Below are 16,009 nucleotides of genomic sequence, written 5' to 3'. Positions count from 1 at the left end.
GGCGGCCAGGTTTCGGGTCATAGTCACGTGCGGTCAGATCGGCACAACGGAGCATTCGATGTCACGCAGCGCTAGCGCAATGGGCAATCTCGGCGCGGGCATGGGCAAGTTCACCGAGCTGCGCCAGCGCCTGCTGTTCGTTCTCGGTGCGCTGCTGGTCTACCGTATCGGCTGCTACATCCCGGTTCCGGGCGTCAACCCGGACGCCATGCTGCGCCTGATGGAACAGCAGCAGGGCACCATCGTCGACATGTTCAACATGTTCTCGGGCGGTGCGCTGGAGCGTTTCAGCCTGTTCGCGCTGAACGTGATCCCGTACATCTCGGCGTCGATCGTCATGCAGCTGATGGTGCAGATCGTGCCCAGCCTCAAGGCGATCCAGAAGGAAGGCGAGTCCGGCCGTCGCCGGATCACCCAGTGGTCGCGCATCGGCGCGATCCCGCTGGCGATCTTCCAGTCGGCCGGCATCGCGATGGCGCTGCAGTCGCAGGGCGCCGGAAGCGGTATCCAGGTGGTCTACCAGCCGGGCATGGGCTTCGTGCTCACCGCCATCGTCGCGCTGACCGCCGGCACCATGTTCCTGGTCTGGTTGGGCGAGCAGGTGACCGAGCGCGGCATCGGCAACGGCGTGTCGCTGATCATCTTCGCGGGCATCGTGGCCGGCATTCCGGGCGCGGTCATCAGCACCTTCGAGCAGGCCCGCAACGGCGACATCAGCCCGATCGCGGTGATCCTGATCGCGACCATCGTGCTGGTGTTCGTGTACTTCGTGGTGTTCGTCGAACGCGGCCAGCGCCGGATCACGGTCAACTACGCGCGCCGCCAGGGTGGCCGCAACGCGTACATGAACCAGAGCTCGTTCCTGCCGCTGAAGCTCAACATGGCGGGCGTGATCCCGGCGATCTTCGCCTCGTCGATCATCATGTTCCCGGCCACGGTCTCGACCTGGTTCGGCCAGGCCGGTTCGGCCAACTGGCTGCAGCGCGCCGCGCAGGCGCTGTCGCCGGGCGAGCCGCTCTACATCCTGCTGTACGCCGGGCTGATCGCGGGCTTCGCGTTCTTCTATACGGCGCTGGTGTTCAACAGCCAGGAAACCGCCGACAACCTGAAGAAGTCGGGCGCGCTGATCCCGGGCATCCGCCCCGGCAAGGCCACCGCCGACTACATCGATGGCGTGCTGACGCGGCTCACCGCCGCCGGTGCGACCTACCTGGTCATCGTCTGCCTGCTGCCCGAGTTCCTGCGGGCCGAGCTGGGGACTTCGTTCTACTTCGGCGGCACCTCGCTGCTCATCGTGGTGGTCGTGGTGATGGATTTCATCGCCCAGCTGCAGGCCCACCTGATGTCGCACCAGTACGAGAGCCTGCTGAAGAAGGCCAACCTGAAGGGTGGTCGCGGTGGTGGGCTGAGCGCCCGCTGACGGCAATACAGATCGCACGCGGGCCGCTTCGGCGGCCTGCATGGACCGGGGCCTCGTCCCGGTCCGGATGGGCGACCCGGGCGGCAGTCCCGCGCACGGGTGGTCCAGGGCCGGTTCCCCGCTTGAGTGGCGGGGAGGGCCGCAGGCGCTTGCGCCGGCGACCAGTCCTGGGCCTTCGCCGGAGCATGGGCACACTCCCCATGCCGGAGTCCTGGCCGCTGTTGGCCGGGGCTTCCTGACAACCCGGGACTTTGATACAATTTCGTGTTCACTGCGCCGCGCGCCCGCCCGGGTCCGGCCGCCTAACCAGTTGGAGATCGCGTCATGGCGCGTATTGCTGGCGTCAACCTGCCTGCCCAGAAGCATGTCTGGGTCGGGCTTCAGAGTATCTACGGCATCGGCCGTACCCGTTCCAAGAAGGTCTGCGACGCTGCGGGTGTCGACCAGACGACCCGGATCGTCGACCTGACCGAGCCGGAAGTCGAGCGCCTGCGCTCGGAGATCGGCAAGTACGTGGTGGAGGGTGACCTGCGCCGCGAGACCGGCATGGCGATCAAGCGCCTGATGGACCTGGGTAGCTATCGTGGCCTGCGCCACCGCCGCGGCCTGCCGCTGCGCGGCCAGCGCACCCGGACCAACGCCCGGACCCGCAAGGGCCCGCGCAAGGCCATCAGGAAGTAAGGAACAGACATGGCAAAGCCGGCTGCTACCAAGACCAAGAAGAAGATCAAGCGCGTCATCACCGATGGCGTCGCCCACGTCCACGCTTCTTTCAACAACACCATCGTCACCATCACCGATCGCCAGGGCAATGCACTGTCGTGGGCGACCTCGGGCGGCGCGGGCTTCCGCGGTTCCCGCAAGTCGACCCCGTTCGCTGCCCAGGTTGCCGCCGAGAAGGCCGGCCGCGCTGCGCTCGACTACGGCGTGAAGTCGCTGGAAGTGCGCATCAAGGGCCCCGGCCCGGGTCGCGAGTCCGCCGTGCGTTCGCTCAACAACGTCGGCTACAAGATCACCAACATCATCGACGTGACGCCCATCCCGCACAACGGGTGCCGTCCGCCGAAGAAGCGTCGCGTCTAAAGGGAGCGATAAGAAATGGCTCGTTATATCGGTCCTACCTGCAAGCTCGCGCGCCGCGAAGGCGCCGACCTGTCGCTCAAGAGCCCGGCCCGTGCGCTGGACTCGAAGTGCAAGCTGGAGCAGAAGCCCGGCCAGCACGGCGCCACCGCCCGCAAGGGCAAGCTGTCCGACTACGCCACCCAGCTTCGCGAGAAGCAGAAGGTCAAGCGTATCTACGGTCTGCTGGAGCGCCAGTTCCGCAACTACTACAAGAAGGCGACCACCAAGAAGGGCAACACGGGTGAGAACCTGCTGCAGCTCCTCGAGACCCGCCTGGACAACGTCGTCTATCGCATGGGCTTCGCGGTGACCCGCCCGGCCGCTCGCCAGCTGGTGTCGCATCGCGGCGTCACGGTGAACGGCAAGCCGGTGAACCTGCCGTCGTACCAGGTCAAGGCGGGCGACGCGATCGCGCTGTCGGAGAAGGCCCAGAAGCAGCTCCGCGTCAAGGAGGCCCTCGAGGTGTCCTCGCAGATGGATCTGTCGCCGTCGTGGGTCGAGGTCGACTCCGGCAAGTTCGCCGGCGTGTTCAAGGCCGTTCCGGCCCGTGGCGACCTGCCTGCCGACATCAACGAAGCGCTGATCGTCGAGCTGTACTCGAAGTAAGCGGGGCGAATCGCCACCGGCGCCGGTGGCCGTTGCCCCCGGCGCGAAGCAACCCCACCCCGGCCGGCGCCTCGCGCCGGCCGCCCCCTTGTCGAAAGGGGGCTCCAAGAGCCTCGTCCGTGTCGCAATGACGCGGGCACCGCAGGAGAAGCTATCTAATGACGGTTACTGCCAACCAGGTCCTGCGCCCGCGCGCTCCGCAAATCGAGCGTCTCGCCGGCAATCGTGCCAAGGTCGTGATCGAACCGCTCGAGCGTGGCTACGGCCATACGCTCGGCAATGCCCTGCGCCGCGTGCTGCTGTCGTCGATTCCCGGCTTCGCCATCACCGAGGTCGAGATCGACGGCGTGCTCCACGAGTACAGCGCGATCGAAGGCCTGCAGGAAGACATCCTCGAGGTGCTGTTGAACCTCAAGGACGTCGCCATCCGCATGGGAACCGGCGAGAGCGCGACGCTGTCGCTGTCGAAGACGGGCGCCGGTGTCGTCACCGCCGCTGACATCAAGACCGACCACAACGTCGAGATCATCAACGGCGAGCACGTGATCTGCAACCTGACCAAGGATGCGGCGATCAACATGCGCCTGAAGATCGAGCGCGGTTTCGGCTACCAGCCGGCGGCTGCGCGTCGTCGTCCGGATGAAGAGACCCGCACCATCGGTCGGCTGATGCTGGACGCCTCGTTCTCGCCCGTGCGCCGGGTGGCGTACGAAGTCGAGGCCGCGCGCGTCGAGCAGCGCACCGACCTCGACAAGCTGGTCCTCGACATCGAGACCAACGGCACGATCGACGCCGAGGAAGCCGTGCGCACCGCCGCCGACATCCTCACCGACCAGCTGTCGGTGTTCGGCGACTTCACCAACCGCGACCGCGGTGCGGCGAAGCAGCAGACCGCCGGTGTCGATCCGCTGCTGCTGCGCCCGATCGACGATCTGGAGCTGACGGTGCGTTCGGCCAACTGCCTCAAGGCCGAGAGCATCTACTACATCGGCGACCTGATCCAGAAGACCGAAGTCGAGCTGCTGAAGACCCCGAACCTCGGCAAGAAGTCGCTCACCGAGATCAAGGAAGTCCTCGCACAGCGTGGCCTGTCGCTGGGCATGAAGCTGGAGAACTGGCCGCCGGCCGGCGTCGCCAGCCATGGCATGCTCGGCTGACCGGTGCGTCCAGCCGGTGCCTGACGGGCACCGGCCGGACATTCGGTGTCGGTGCCCGTGCCGGCACCGACACCGCGGTTGATCGAAGCAGGAAACGGCGGCGTCCATGGATGCCGCAGGATGCAGAAGCACCACATGTCGACGGCCCAAAGGCACGCGACGACGCCGGGAACGGAGTTCCGGCACGGACCATCCGCAGTCCAGGTTCCAACGCCATGACGGCGACAGTGCAACCCACAGACCCAGTATTCAGACCTGAAGGATCCTACCCATGCGCCACCAGAAAGCCGGTCGCAAGTTCAACCGCACCAGCGCCCACCGCGAGGCGATGTTCAAGAACATGGCGGCATCGCTGTTTAAGAACGAGCTGATCAAGACCACCCTGCCCAAGGCCAAGGAACTGCGCCGCATTGCCGAGCCGCTGATCACCATGGCCAAGGTCGATGGCGTCGCCAACCGCCGCCTCGCGTTCGCGCGTCTGCGCGACAAGGAAGCGGTGGGCAAGCTGTTCGTCGAGCTGGGCCCGCGCTACCAGGCGCGCCCGGGCGGCTACCTGCGCATCCTCAAGTGCGGTTTCCGTGCCGGCGACAACGCGCCGATGGCCTATGTCGAGCTGGTCGACCGCCCGCAGGCGGCTGCCGGCGACGACGAGGCGTAAGACAGGCATCCGCCTGGCGATTCCCGAGAAACCCCGGTCCAGACCGGGGTTTTTTGTTATGGTTCCGCGCTTCGCCGGTCGTGGCCTGCCCGTGACCGCGGCGCCTCAGCCAACAGGGCCATCATGGGTAGCAACCCCTTCGCCTGGTCGTTCCGGGCACAGTTCCTCACCGCGTCCGCCATCTGCTTCGCGCTGGTGGGATTCGCGATCTTCTCGCAGCTGCAATGGGGCCTGGAGCCCTGTCCGCTGTGCATCTTCCAGCGCTTCGCCTTCATCGCACTGGGCATCGTGCTGTTGGTGGGCGGGCTCGCCGCACCGCGTGGCGCGGGCTGGCGACGGGGGTGGGGCATGCTCGCGCTGCTGGCGGCGGCCGTGGGCGCGGCGATCGCCGGCCGCCATACCTGGCTGCAGCTCAACCCGCCGGAGGTTCCCGCCTGCGGGCCGCCATTCGAGTTCCTGCGTGACACCCTGTCGACCACCAGCCTGATCCGCCGGGTCATGACCGGCACCGGTGACTGCGGCAATGTCGACTGGACGTTCCTGGGGCTGTCGATGCCGGCGTGGAGCCTGCTGTGGTTCGTGCTGCTGGCCGTCTGGGCGCTGTATGCCGCGTTCCGTCGCCGGTCGCGGCGAAATTGACCCGATGCGTCGCTCTGGCATCATGAGTGCCCACGCAACAGGACATCCGATGGTTTCCCCCGAACGCAACCTGATGCCGGTGCAGCTGGCCGATGACTGGCAGCCCGGCAGCTGGCGCGACCGCCCGGCATTGCAGATGCCGCACTATGCCGATGCCGAGACGCTGGCGGTGGTGCAGGAAGAACTGCGCGCGTTGCCGCCGCTGGTCACGTCATGGGAGATCCTCGCCCTCAAGCAGCAGATCGCCGATGCGCAGGAGGGCCGCCGCTTCCTGCTGCAGGGCGGCGAGTGCGCGGAGAACTTCGCCGACTGCACCTCCGAGGTCATCTCCAACCGCCTCAAGGTGCTGCTGCAGATGAGCCTGGTGCTCGTGCATGGCCTGCGCCTGCCGGTGGTTCGCGTGGGCCGCTTCGCCGGGCAGTACGCCAAACCGCGTTCGACCGATACGGAAGCCCGCGACGGCGTGACCCTGCCGAGCTATCGCGGCGACATGATCAACGGCCCGGCCTTCACCGCGCAGGACCGCGCGCCGGACCCGCGGCGCATGGTCAAGGCGCACGCGCGCTCCGCGCTGACGATGAACTTCACCCGGTCGCTGATCGATGGCGGTTTCGCCGATCTCCACCACCCGGAGTACTGGAACCTGGGCTGGATGGGGCATTCGCCGCTGGCGGCCGAATACCAGCACATGGTCGCGAGCATCGGCGACGCGGTGCGCTTCATGGAGACACTGTCGGGCAGCGAGGTGCACAACCTCAACCGCGTCGACTTCTACACCTCGCACGAAGCGTTGCTGCTGCCCTACGAGGAGGCGTTCACCCGCCAGGTGCCCCGGCAGTGGGGCTGGTTCAACCTCAGCACCCATTTCCCGTGGATCGGCATGCGCACGGCGGCGCTGGATGGCGCGCATGTCGAGTACTTCCGTGGCATCCGCAATCCGATCGCGGTCAAGGTCGGCCCGACGGTGACGCCTGATCAGCTGATGCGACTGATCGACGTGCTCAACCCGCACGACGAGCCGGGCCGGCTGGGCCTGATCCATCGCATGGGCGACCGCGAGATCGCACAGAAGCTGCCGCCGCTGCTCGACGTGGTGAAGCGCGAAGGGCGGCGTGTGCTGTGGATCTGCGATGCGATGCACGGCAATACCGAGTCGACCAGCAACGGCTACAAGACGCGGCGCTTCGAACGCATCCGCAACGAGCTCGACCAGGCCTTCGACCTGCACGCGGCCGCCGGCACGCGCCTGGGCGGTGTGCATCTCGAGCTGACCGGCGAGGACGTCACCGAGTGCACCGGTGGCGCGCGTGACCTCACCGAGGTCGACCTCGGCCGGGCCTACCGTTCCGCCGTGGATCCGCGCCTGAACTACGAGCAGGCGCTGGAGATTGCGATCGCGATCGTGCGCAAGCAGGGTTCGCTGGCACAGCCACTGGTGCGCTGACAGCGCACGCTCGACCGCAGGTTGGGGACGGCCTGCGGCGGGCGCGATGCAGGTATCGACCCTGTGTCCACGTCGTCGCATGCAGCATGAGCCGTTCGTACGCAACGGACACACTGCATGCCCGATTACGACTGGAACCTCGTCGCCGCCACCGCTTGGCCGGTGGTGGTGGCGCTGGCCATCGGCCTGGCGGTACGCCAGATCCTGCTTGCCGCCGCGCGTCGCGCGGGCCGGCGCGCCGATCGCGCATGGGCGCGCATCTTCACCGCAGTGGCAGCACCCGCGGCGTTCGCGTTGCCGCTGCTGTTCCTGAGTCTTGCGGTGGCGGCCACGCCGCTCCCCGATGTGTGGATCGACAGGATCCAGCATCTGCTGGGCGTCGGCGGGCTCGCCTGCGTGACCTGGGCGCTGGTGCGCGGCGTGGGCGCGATCGAGCAGCGCATCATCGCGCGCAACCCCGTCGACGTCGTCGACAACCTGCATGCACGACGCATCCAGACGCAGACCCGCGTGATCGGCCGCGCGGTGCAGATCGGCATCATGCTGATCGGGCTGGCGGTGATCCTGATGACCTTCCCGACCATCCGCCAGGTGGGCGCCGCGCTGCTGGCGTCCGCGGGCCTGGTGGGCGTGGTCGCGGGTTTCGCGGCGAAGCCCGTGTTCGGCAACCTGATCGCCGGCCTGCAGATCGCCATCACCCAGCCGATCCGCCTCGACGACGTGGTGATTGTCGAGGGCGAGTGGGGTCGCATCGAGGAGATCACCAGCGCCTACGTGGTGGTGCGGATCTGGGACCAGCGTCGGCTGGTGGTGCCGCTGCAGTGGTTCATCGAGAACCCGTTCCAGAACTGGACCCGCAGCAGCGCGGAGATTCTCGGCCCGGTGTACGTGTGGCTCGACCACGGCACGCCGCTGCAGGCCGTGCGCGACGAGCTGCAGCGGATCTGCCAGTCCGACCCGCGCTGGGACGGACGCGTCTGCGTGGTGCATGTCGACGACCTGCAGCCGGATGCGATGAAGGTGCGCCTGCTGGTCAGTGCGCGCAATTCCGGCGACGACTACGACCTGCGTGCCGCGGTGCGCGAGCGGATGATGGACTTCCTGCGTCGCGAGCATCCGCGGTCGCTGGCGCGCCGGCGCACCGAACTGGGTGGCACGCTCGCCATGGCCAGGCACGGTGCCGGCGGGTCGGCGGATCACGACGAGGTCGCCGATTCCGCGAACACCGGCTCGCCGCAGGCCTCGCCGCCGCCCTAGCCGGCGCGCGCTGCCTGCACGCGCATGCGCCGCAGGCAGTCGCGCCCCAGCACCCAGACCACGGCGAGGTTGATCGCCAGCACGGTGGCAGGAAGCCAGCCGGGATGGCGCCAGAGTTCGCGCAGTTCGATCGGCAGGTACATTGCGGCACCGATGCAGCCCAGCCAGGACGCCCAGCCACGTGCACGCCACAGGCCCCAGGCCTCGACGAAGCGCACCGCTGCGTAGAGCAGCAGCACCACCAGCACGAGGTCGAGGGTGCCGGCATCGAACACGCGCTCCAGCCAGGCCACCCGATCGCGGTCGAGCGGTGCGCCGACTCGCGCAGCGAGTGATTCGGCCAACCGCTGCAGTTGCGGCGCGCCGAGCCAGCCGAGCGCGCCCGCCGCCAGCAGGGCGGCCACGCCCTTGCCGGCCTCGAACACCGCCACCGCGCGCAGCGGGGCGGCGGGTGATGGCGGCGCCGTGTCGGCGGGTCCGCCGGTGGCGGCCCCGGTGCTCATCGTGGGTGCGGGTCGGACGACATGCAGGGTGGCTCGGCCAGAGGCCACCATTGCAGGCTGTCGTAGCGGCCGGGCGCGGTGCGTGCGAGCGACAGGCTGCCAAGGCAGGCATCGATCGGCAGCGGCAGCACGCCCGGTGCAGGCGTCGCCAGGCCGGCCGCGGACAGCCCCCTGGGCAGATAGGCGAGGGTGATGTGCGGGCGCGGCCGCCGTGGTTCCGGCGCATGGCCGCAGGCCACTGCCACCGCATCCAGCGCGGCGAACAGCTCGTCGAGCGCATCCGATGGCGCAGGGCGCGCGACCAGCACGTCGGCACCCGGCCAGCTTTCCAGCCGTCCCAGCTGCACAGGCAGGCGTGGCGTGCGCGCAGCGAGGTCGGCCAGTGCCGCGTACAGCGGCGCCGGGTCGTCGGGCAATCCTTCCGCCAGGTAACGCAGCGTCATGTGCAGTTGCGCGCGCCGGCGCAACTGCAGTGGCGGCATCGCCGGGAACGCCCCGGGCAATGCCGCACACAGTGCCTCCAGCGCATCGAGCGTGTCGGCATCCGGCAGCCAGGCGATGAAGTCGCTCATGGCCGTGGCCGGGATCAGGCGGCGCGGCTGGCGCGCTTGCGGTCCACTTCGGAGCGGTGCTTCTTGCGCAGGCGGATCGCCTTCGGCGTGACCTCGACCAGCTCGTCGTCGTCGATGAACTCCAGCGCCTGCTCCAGCGAGAACTTGATCGCCGGGATCAGGCCTTCGTCGTCATCCTTGCCGGAAGCGCGGAAGTTGGTCAGCTGCTTGCCGCGCAGCGCATTGACGGTGAGGTCGTTGTCCTTGGCGTTGATGCCGACGATCTGGCCCTCGTAGATCTCTTCGCCCGGCTCGATGAAGAGACGGCCGCGTTCCTGCATCGCCATCTGCGCGTACGCAGGCGACGGGCCGGTGCCGTTGGAGATCAGCACGCCATTGTTGCGCTGGCCGATGTCGCCATCGGCCTTCGGGCCGTAGTGGTCGAACACGTGGAACAGCAGGCCGGTGCCGGCGGTCAGCGTCTTGAACTCGGTCTGGAAGCCGATCAGGCCGCGCGCCGGGATGATGTAGTCCAGGCGCACGCGGCCCTTGCCGTCGGGCTCCATGTTCTGCAGCAGCGCCTTGCGCTCGCCCAGCCGGCCCATGACGCCGCCCTGGTACTGCTCGTCCATGTCGACGACCAGCGCCTCGTACGGCTCCTCGACCTTGCCATCGACCTCGCGGATGATCACTTCCGGGCGCGACACCGCAAGTTCGTAACCCTCGCGGCGCATGTTCTCGATCAGGATCGACAGGTGCAGCTCGCCGCGGCCGCTGACCTTGAACTTGTCGGCGTCGGCGGTGTCCTCGACCTTGAGCGCCACGTTGTGCGCGGTCTCGCGGGTGAGGCGGTCGCGCAGCTGGCGGCTGGTGAGGAACTTGCCGCCGGAGCGGTCCTTGACGCCTGCGAACGGCGAATCGTTGACCTGGAAGGTCATCGAGATCGTCGGCTCGTCGACCTTGAGCACCGGCAGCTGCTCGACCGCGGACGGGTCGCACAGGGTGTCGGAAATGCCCAGCCCCTCGATGCCCGAGAACGCGATGATGTCGCCGGCCTGCGCTTCCGGGACCTCGACGCGCTCGAGACCCATGAAGCCCAGCACCTGGAGCACCTTGGCATTGCGGCGGCTGCCGTCGGCGGCCACCACGGTCACCTGCTGGTTGGTCTTCACCTTGCCGCGCTGGATGCGACCGATGCCGATCACGCCGACGTAGTTGTTGTAGTCCAGCGAGGTCACGCGCATCTGGAACGGGCCGTCCGGATCGACCGGCGGCGCCGGCACGTGCTGGCAGATGGCATCGAACAGCGGGGTCATGTCGCCGCTGCGGACATCATCGGTGAGCCCCGCATAGCCCTGCAGGCCGGATGCATACACCACCTGGAAGTCGAGCTGGTCGTCGTTGGCGCCGAGACGGTCGAACAGGTCGAAGGTCTGGTCCAGCACCCAGCTCGGGCGCGCACCGGGGCGGTCGACCTTGTTGACCACCACGATCGGCTTGAAGCCCATCGCGAAGGCCTTCTGGGTCACGAAGCGGGTCTGCGGCATCGGCCCGTCCATCGCGTCGACCAGGATCAGCACCGAGTCGACCATCGACAGCACGCGCTCGACCTCGCCGCCGAAATCGGCGTGGCCCGGGGTGTCGACGATGTTGATGCGCCACACCTCCCCGGTCTGCGGATGGGTCCAGCGGATGGCGGTGTTCTTCGAGAGGATGGTGATGCCACGCTCCTTCTCGATGTCGCCACTGTCCATCACCCGGTCGGGGACGACCGCGCGCTCGTCCAGGGTTCCGGACGTCTTCAGCAGCTGGTCGACGAGGGTGGTCTTGCCGTGGTCGACGTGGGCGACGATGGCGATGTTGCGCAAGCGTTCGATGGACATATGGCGGGCACAGTGGAGCGGGCGCCGTTGCGGGGCAGGGCGCGAGGCTCGTGGGAAGGAAGCCGGGTATCATATACCGGCAGGTGCCGTCGATGCTGCAGGCGGTCCCGATCCCCGCATTCACCGTTCACGCAGGCGCCGAAGGCGGCTGCCCCTTCACAAGGATTCCCCCATGTCCCTGCACGCCCTGTTCGACACCGACCGTGGCCAGATCAAGGTCGAGCTGTTCGCTGAAAAGGCCCCGCTGACCGTGGCCAACTTCGTCAACCTCGCCCGCCGCGGCTTCTACGACGGCCTCTCGTTCCATCGCGTCATCGCCGATTTCATGATCCAGGGCGGTTGCCCCGAGGGCAGCGGCCGCGGCGGCCCCGGCTACCGCTTCGAGGACGAGACCGGCAACGGTGTCAAGCATGACCGCGGCGTGCTGTCGATGGCCAATGCCGGCCCGAACACCAATGGCAGCCAGTTCTTCATCACCCACATCAAGACCGACTGGCTGGACGGCAAGCACACCGTGTTCGGCAAGGTCGTGGAAGGCCTCGACGTGGTCGACGCGGTCAAGCAGGGCGACGCCATCAAGTCGGTGAAGATCGAAGGCGACGCCGATGCGGTGCTGGCGGCGAACGCCGGGCGCGTTGCCGAGTGGAACAAAATCCTCGCCGCCTGAGTGCGGCCGGCCTGTCGGGGCGGCCATGCCCTGACGGATGGTAAAATCGCCAGCCCGCCGCGCGCCGCGCCGGGCTGGCTTACGACCTTTCAGATGCCGCAGACGATTCCATCGATCGCCGATTTCGCGCCTGCGCATTGCGCACGTGCCGCCGCCGCCCGGGCCCCGCGCCCGCTGCTGGGCTGATCGATGCGCTGGCCGGTGCTGCTGCTGTTGCTTGCCGCCGCCGGCGCCTGGCACCACTTCCAGCGCGATGCGGAACCCGCGTTGCATCCGGATGATCCGCGCATCGGCACCGCCGACGACCGCATCGTGATGCTGGCCGCGGAGTGGTGCGGCTACTGCCGCAGGCAGCAGAGCGATTTCGAACGCGCGAACGTGCGCTACCGCGTGCTCGACGTCGACACCCCCGAAGGCGACCGCGCGATGCAGGCGATCGGTGCGCGCGGCGTCCCCACCACGATCATCGGCCAGCAGGTCGTGCGCGGCTACGACACCGCCGCCCTCGACCAGGGCCTGCGCAAACTCGGCTATCGCGTGTACTGACGCGTCTGCCGCTCCCACTGCAACCAGAGGATTCCACGCAATGAAGACCCCCGTCCGAGTCGCCGTTACCGGTGCCGCAGGCCAGATCGGCTACGCGCTGCTGTTCCGCATCGCCTCCGGCGAGATGCTGGGCCGTGACCAGCCCGTCATCCTGCAGATGCTCGAGCTGCCGATGGAAAAGGCCCAGGCCGCGCTCAAGGGCGTGATGATGGAGCTCGAGGACTGCGCGTTCCCGCTGCTGGCGGGCATGGTCGGCACCGATGACCCGGAAGTGGCCTTCAAGGACGCCGACGTCGCACTGCTGGTCGGCGCGCGACCGCGCGGCCCGGGCATGGAGCGCAAGGACCTGCTGCTGGAGAACGCGAAGATCTTCACCGCCCAGGGCGCGGCGCTGAACAAGGTCGCCAGCCGCGACGTCAAGGTGCTGGTGGTCGGCAACCCGGCCAACACCAATGCCTATATCGCGATGAAGTCGGCACCGGACCTGAAGCCTGAAAACTTCACCGCGATGCTGCGCCTGGACCACAACCGCGCGCTGAGCCAGCTGGCGACGAAGCTCGGCAAGCCGGTCGGCGGCATCGAGAAGCTGGTCGTGTGGGGCAACCACAGCCCGACCATGTACCCCGACTACCGCTTCGCCACCGCCGACGGTGCGTCGATCGGCGATGCGATCAACGACCAGGAGTGGAACGCGAGCACCTTCATTCCGACCGTCGGCAAGCGCGGCGCGGCGATCATCGAGGCGCGCGGGCTGTCGTCGGCCGCTTCGGCCGCGAATGCCGCGATCGACCACATCCGCGACTGGGTGCTGGGCTCGAACGGCAAGTGGGTGACCATGGGCGTGCCGTCGGACGGCAGCTACGGCATCCCGGAGGGCGTCATGTTCGGCTTCCCGGTCACCACCGAGAACGGCCGCTACACGATCGTGCAGGACCTGCCGATCGACGACTTCAGCCGCAGCTACATCGACAAGACGCTGGCCGAGCTCGAGGAAGAGCGCAGCGGCGTGGCCCACCTGCTGGGTTGATGCGGGTCTGGCCGGCTCTCGATGCCGGATCGATGAACCTGGAGGACAGCGGCGAACGCCGCTGTCCTTTTTTGGGTTCTTCTCTCGATTGAGGGGTTTCCACCCGAGCGCGGAGCCTCGCGCCCGGACGCCCATGGCAAAAAGCCAGCCAGAGCCAGAGCACCGGCTGGGCGGGGCGCGGGCAGCCCGCCGCGGCCACAGAGGGATGTCCAGCCGGATATCTCCGCGTCCTGCTCCCACATCCGGCCGCCGGCCATCCATGGCCGGCTCTGGACATCCCCCTGCGGCCGCGACGGGCGGCGCGACGTCAAACGAAGCACCACACACGCATCCGCCACTCCGGCTTTGCGCCATCACCGCGGCCCGGAGAAGATCGAGGGCAACACCTTCGTACGCGCGAAACAGCAACGAAAGAATGCGCGCATCAACGGACTTCAAGCTGCCCGCCGGCCTTGAGCTTGGAGGGCAACTTTCCGTGGGCAGCCGCGGGACGATCTGGCATCCCGGAGTCGGTCACCGCCTACCTTCCTGCATCCGACGCAGGGCTGCGATGAGCCGGGCGTAAGACGAAGGTCGAGCTACCGGCAGCGTGGTCGCGGACTATTCTCGGGCGATCGGCTTTAGCGGGATCGCGCCATGACGTACGAAGAGGTCTACCGCCGCTCCATCGATGAGCCCGAAGCGTTCTGGGCGGAGGAGGCGAAGCGCATCCACTGGCATGCGCCGCCGCGGCAGATCCTCGATTACTCGAATCCGCCGTTCCGGCGCTGGTTCGTCGGCGGGCAGACCAACCTCTGCTACAACGCCGTCGACCGCCATCTCGACGAGCGTGCTGACCAGCTCGCGCTGGTGGCGGTGTCCACCGAGACCGGCGAGACGCGCGAGGTCACCTACCGCCAGCTGCATCGCGAAGTGAACACGTTTGCCGCCGTGCTGCGGCGGCTCGATGTGGGCCGTGGCGACCGCGTGGTCATCTATATGCCCAACATGGCCGAGGCGGTGTTCGCGATGCTGGCGTGTGCGCGGATCGGCGCGGTGCATTCGGTGGTGTTCGGCGGCTTCGCCGCGCACAACCTCGCCCTGCGCATCGACGATGCCGAGCCGAAACTGCTGATTGCCGCCGATGCCGGCTGCCGTGGTGGCCGGGTGATCCCGTACAAGGGACTGGTCGACGAGGCCTGCGCGCGCGCCAAGGCGCCGCCGACGCACGTGCTGATCGTCTCGCGCGGGCTCGATCCCGCGCAGCCGCGTATCGAAGGGCGCGACGTCGACTACGCGACCCTGCGCGTGGAGGTCGGCGATGCGGAGGTGCCGGTCGAATGGCTGGAATCCAACGAGCCCAGCTACCTGCTCTACACCTCCGGCACCACGGGGAAGCCCAAGGGCGTGCAGCGCGACGTTGGCGGCTACGCGGTGGCGATGGCGCAGTCGATGCGCACCATCTTCGACTGCGCCCCGGGCCAGGTGATGTTCTCCACGTCCGATGTCGGCTGGGCGGTCGGCCATTCGTACAACGTGTACGCGCCACTGATCGGCGGTTGCACCTCGGTGCTTTACGAGGGGCTGCCGGTGAATCCGGACCCCGGCATCTGGTGGTCCCTGTGCGAGAAATACGGCGTGCGCACGATGTTCTCCTCGCCCACCGCGATCCGCGTGCTGAAGAAGCACGACATCCGCCATCTCCGCGACCACGACCTGTCCAAGCTTGCCTACCTGTTCCTCGCCGGCGAGCCGCTGGACGAACCCACTGCGACGTGGATCAGCGAGGCGCTCGGCAAGCCGGTCATCGACAACTACTGGCAGACCGAAACCGGCTGGCCGGCGCTCACCCTGATGCCGGGCCTGGACATGCGCCCGGTGAAGTTCGGCTCGCCCGGGTTTCCCAACCTCGGTTACCGGATGAAGGTGGTCGACGACGCGACCGGCGAGGAGGTCGGGCCGAACCGCAAGGGCGTGCTGGTGATCGAGCCGCCACTGCCGCCGGGTTGCATGACCACGATCTGGCGCGACGACCGGCGTTTCGTCGACAGCTATTTCAGCCACTTCAATGAACTGGTCTACAGCTCGCTGGACTGGGCGATCCGCGACGACGAGGGCTATACCTTCATCCTCGGCCGCACCGACGACGTGATCAACGTCGCCGGACACCGGCTCGGCACGCGCGAGATCGAGGAAGTGGTGTCGTCCTGCCCGGCCGTCGCCGAGGCCGCGGTGATCGGCGTGGCCGACGCACTCAAGGGGCAGGTGCCGGTGGTGTTCGCCACCCTGCGCGATGGCGGTGCCGACGTCGCCGCCCGCGAGCAGGCCGCGCGCGACATGCAGCGCGCGGTGGACACTTCGCTGGGGGCGGTGGCGCGGCCGGCCCGGGTCTATATCGTCAACGCCCTGCCGAAGACGCGGTCGGGCAAGCTGCTGCGGCGATCGCTGCAGGCATTGGCCCAAGGGCAGGATCCCGGTGATCTCTCCACCCTCGACGACCCCGGTTCGCTGGACGAAGTGCGACGCGCGCTGGCAGCGGACTGAAGCAGC

16 protein-coding genes are annotated in these 16,009 nt (G+C 67.9%); 13 read left to right on the top strand and 3 right to left on the bottom strand.

Annotated elements, in window-relative coordinates:
- Window positions 1–79 precede the first annotated feature (79 nt).
- From secY to ERL55_RS11265, 9 genes are all read left to right on the top strand, one after another.
- Entirely contained in the window at window positions 80–1,420 is a 1,341-nt protein-coding gene (gene secY, locus ERL55_RS11305) for a preprotein translocase subunit SecY (protein ID WP_129137325.1), read from the top strand.
- Window positions 1,421–1,744: 324 nt separating this feature from the next.
- Complete coding sequence (gene rpsM, locus ERL55_RS11300; protein ID WP_100322026.1) at window positions 1,745–2,101, top strand: 30S ribosomal protein S13; 357 nt, start codon at window positions 1,745–1,747, stop codon at window positions 2,099–2,101.
- Between the two features lie 9 nt (window positions 2,102–2,110).
- A complete protein-coding gene (gene rpsK, locus ERL55_RS11295) occupies window positions 2,111–2,503 on the top strand; it encodes a 30S ribosomal protein S11 (RefSeq protein ID WP_024891209.1) in 393 nt (130 codons plus the stop codon).
- A gap of 15 nt (window positions 2,504–2,518) precedes the next feature.
- Window positions 2,519–3,148 (top strand): 30S ribosomal protein S4, encoded by a 630-nt coding sequence (gene rpsD / locus ERL55_RS11290; protein ID WP_129136513.1) that lies wholly within the window; start codon window positions 2,519–2,521, stop codon window positions 3,146–3,148.
- A gap of 158 nt (window positions 3,149–3,306) precedes the next feature.
- Entirely contained in the window at window positions 3,307–4,305 is a 999-nt protein-coding gene (gene rpoA / locus ERL55_RS11285; protein ID WP_129136512.1) for a DNA-directed RNA polymerase subunit alpha, read from the top strand.
- Between the two features lie 271 nt (window positions 4,306–4,576).
- Complete coding sequence (gene rplQ / locus ERL55_RS11280) at window positions 4,577–4,963, top strand: 50S ribosomal protein L17 (protein ID WP_129136511.1); 387 nt, start codon at window positions 4,577–4,579, stop codon at window positions 4,961–4,963.
- 123 nt (window positions 4,964–5,086) lie between these two features.
- Window positions 5,087–5,602 (top strand): disulfide bond formation protein B, encoded by a 516-nt coding sequence (locus ERL55_RS11275; RefSeq protein WP_129136510.1) that lies wholly within the window; start codon window positions 5,087–5,089, stop codon window positions 5,600–5,602.
- A 49-nt stretch (window positions 5,603–5,651) separates the two neighbouring features.
- On the top strand, window positions 5,652–7,046 hold the full coding sequence (locus tag ERL55_RS11270) for a 3-deoxy-7-phosphoheptulonate synthase class II (protein WP_164972187.1): 1,395 nt from the start codon (window positions 5,652–5,654) through the stop codon (window positions 7,044–7,046).
- 117 nt (window positions 7,047–7,163) lie between these two features.
- Window positions 7,164–8,303: a mechanosensitive ion channel domain-containing protein gene (locus ERL55_RS11265; RefSeq protein ID WP_129136509.1), complete on the top strand. Its 1,140-nt coding sequence runs from the start codon at window positions 7,164–7,166 to the stop codon at window positions 8,301–8,303.
- Here ERL55_RS11265 and ERL55_RS11260 read toward each other — a convergent pair.
- The 3 genes from ERL55_RS11260 to typA are packed head-to-tail and all read right to left on the bottom strand — an operon-like array spanning window position 8,300 to window position 11,240.
- The gene (locus tag ERL55_RS11260; RefSeq protein WP_164972186.1) at window positions 8,300–8,806 is read right to left on the bottom strand and encodes a DUF2127 domain-containing protein; all 507 of its coding nucleotides are present in this window, start codon (window positions 8,804–8,806) and stop codon (window positions 8,300–8,302) included. The genes ERL55_RS11265 and ERL55_RS11260 overlap by 4 nt on opposite strands.
- On the bottom strand, window positions 8,803–9,378 hold the full coding sequence (locus ERL55_RS11255; RefSeq protein WP_129136507.1) for a 2'-5' RNA ligase family protein: 576 nt from the start codon (window positions 9,376–9,378) through the stop codon (window positions 8,803–8,805). The genes ERL55_RS11260 and ERL55_RS11255 overlap by 4 nt, the downstream gene beginning before the upstream one ends.
- Window positions 9,379–9,392: 14 nt before the next feature.
- The gene (gene typA / locus ERL55_RS11250) at window positions 9,393–11,240 is read right to left on the bottom strand and encodes a translational GTPase TypA (protein WP_129136506.1); all 1,848 of its coding nucleotides are present in this window, start codon (window positions 11,238–11,240) and stop codon (window positions 9,393–9,395) included.
- Window positions 11,241–11,412: 172 nt separating this feature from the next.
- On the opposite strand from typA, the gene ERL55_RS11245 reads away from it, so the two are divergent.
- The 4 genes from ERL55_RS11245 to prpE all read left to right on the top strand — a co-directional run bounded on the left by ERL55_RS11245 (window position 11,413) and on the right by prpE (window position 16,003).
- Window positions 11,413–11,907 (top strand): peptidylprolyl isomerase, encoded by a 495-nt coding sequence (locus ERL55_RS11245; RefSeq protein WP_129136505.1) that lies wholly within the window; start codon window positions 11,413–11,415, stop codon window positions 11,905–11,907.
- A gap of 189 nt (window positions 11,908–12,096) precedes the next feature.
- Window positions 12,097–12,453 carry a glutaredoxin domain-containing protein gene (locus ERL55_RS11240; protein WP_129136504.1) on the top strand — a complete coding sequence of 119 codons (357 nt, stop codon included), beginning with the start codon at window positions 12,097–12,099 and terminating at the stop codon, window positions 12,451–12,453.
- Between the two features lie 40 nt (window positions 12,454–12,493).
- On the top strand, window positions 12,494–13,480 hold the full coding sequence (locus ERL55_RS11235; protein WP_129136503.1) for a malate dehydrogenase: 987 nt from the start codon (window positions 12,494–12,496) through the stop codon (window positions 13,478–13,480).
- 636 nt (window positions 13,481–14,116) lie between these two features.
- Complete coding sequence (gene prpE / locus ERL55_RS11230; RefSeq protein WP_129136502.1) at window positions 14,117–16,003, top strand: propionate--CoA ligase; 1,887 nt, start codon at window positions 14,117–14,119, stop codon at window positions 16,001–16,003.
- Window positions 16,004–16,009 lie beyond the last annotated feature (6 nt).

The organism is Luteimonas sp. YGD11-2 (assembly GCF_004118975.1).
Classification (GTDB): Bacteria; Pseudomonadota; Gammaproteobacteria; order Xanthomonadales; family Xanthomonadaceae; genus Luteimonas; species Luteimonas muca.
This window is presented reverse-complemented; position numbering and strand designations above follow the sequence as displayed.

Coding starts and splice junctions, on each gene's coding strand:
- typA (WP_129136506.1), bottom strand. CDS start 11,240: ATGTCCATCGAACGCTTGCGCAACATCGCCATCGTCGCCCACGTCGAC.
- ERL55_RS11235 (WP_129136503.1), top strand. CDS start 12,494: ATGAAGACCCCCGTCCGAGTCGCCGTTACCGGTGCCGCAGGCCAGATC.
- secY (WP_129137325.1), top strand. CDS start 80: ATGGGCAATCTCGGCGCGGGCATGGGCAAGTTCACCGAGCTGCGCCAG.
- ERL55_RS11265 (WP_129136509.1), top strand. CDS start 7,164: ATGCCCGATTACGACTGGAACCTCGTCGCCGCCACCGCTTGGCCGGTG.
- rpsK (WP_024891209.1), top strand. CDS start 2,111: ATGGCAAAGCCGGCTGCTACCAAGACCAAGAAGAAGATCAAGCGCGTC.
- rpoA (WP_129136512.1), top strand. CDS start 3,307: ATGACGGTTACTGCCAACCAGGTCCTGCGCCCGCGCGCTCCGCAAATC.
- rpsD (WP_129136513.1), top strand. CDS start 2,519: ATGGCTCGTTATATCGGTCCTACCTGCAAGCTCGCGCGCCGCGAAGGC.
- ERL55_RS11255 (WP_129136507.1), bottom strand. CDS start 9,378: ATGAGCGACTTCATCGCCTGGCTGCCGGATGCCGACACGCTCGATGCG.
- rplQ (WP_129136511.1), top strand. CDS start 4,577: ATGCGCCACCAGAAAGCCGGTCGCAAGTTCAACCGCACCAGCGCCCAC.
- ERL55_RS11260 (WP_164972186.1), bottom strand. CDS start 8,806: ATGAGCACCGGGGCCGCCACCGGCGGACCCGCCGACACGGCGCCGCCA.
- ERL55_RS11275 (WP_129136510.1), top strand. CDS start 5,087: ATGGGTAGCAACCCCTTCGCCTGGTCGTTCCGGGCACAGTTCCTCACC.
- ERL55_RS11245 (WP_129136505.1), top strand. CDS start 11,413: ATGTCCCTGCACGCCCTGTTCGACACCGACCGTGGCCAGATCAAGGTC.
- ERL55_RS11240 (WP_129136504.1), top strand. CDS start 12,097: ATGCGCTGGCCGGTGCTGCTGCTGTTGCTTGCCGCCGCCGGCGCCTGG.
- prpE (WP_129136502.1), top strand. CDS start 14,117: ATGACGTACGAAGAGGTCTACCGCCGCTCCATCGATGAGCCCGAAGCG.
- rpsM (WP_100322026.1), top strand. CDS start 1,745: ATGGCGCGTATTGCTGGCGTCAACCTGCCTGCCCAGAAGCATGTCTGG.
- ERL55_RS11270 (WP_164972187.1), top strand. CDS start 5,652: ATGGTTTCCCCCGAACGCAACCTGATGCCGGTGCAGCTGGCCGATGAC.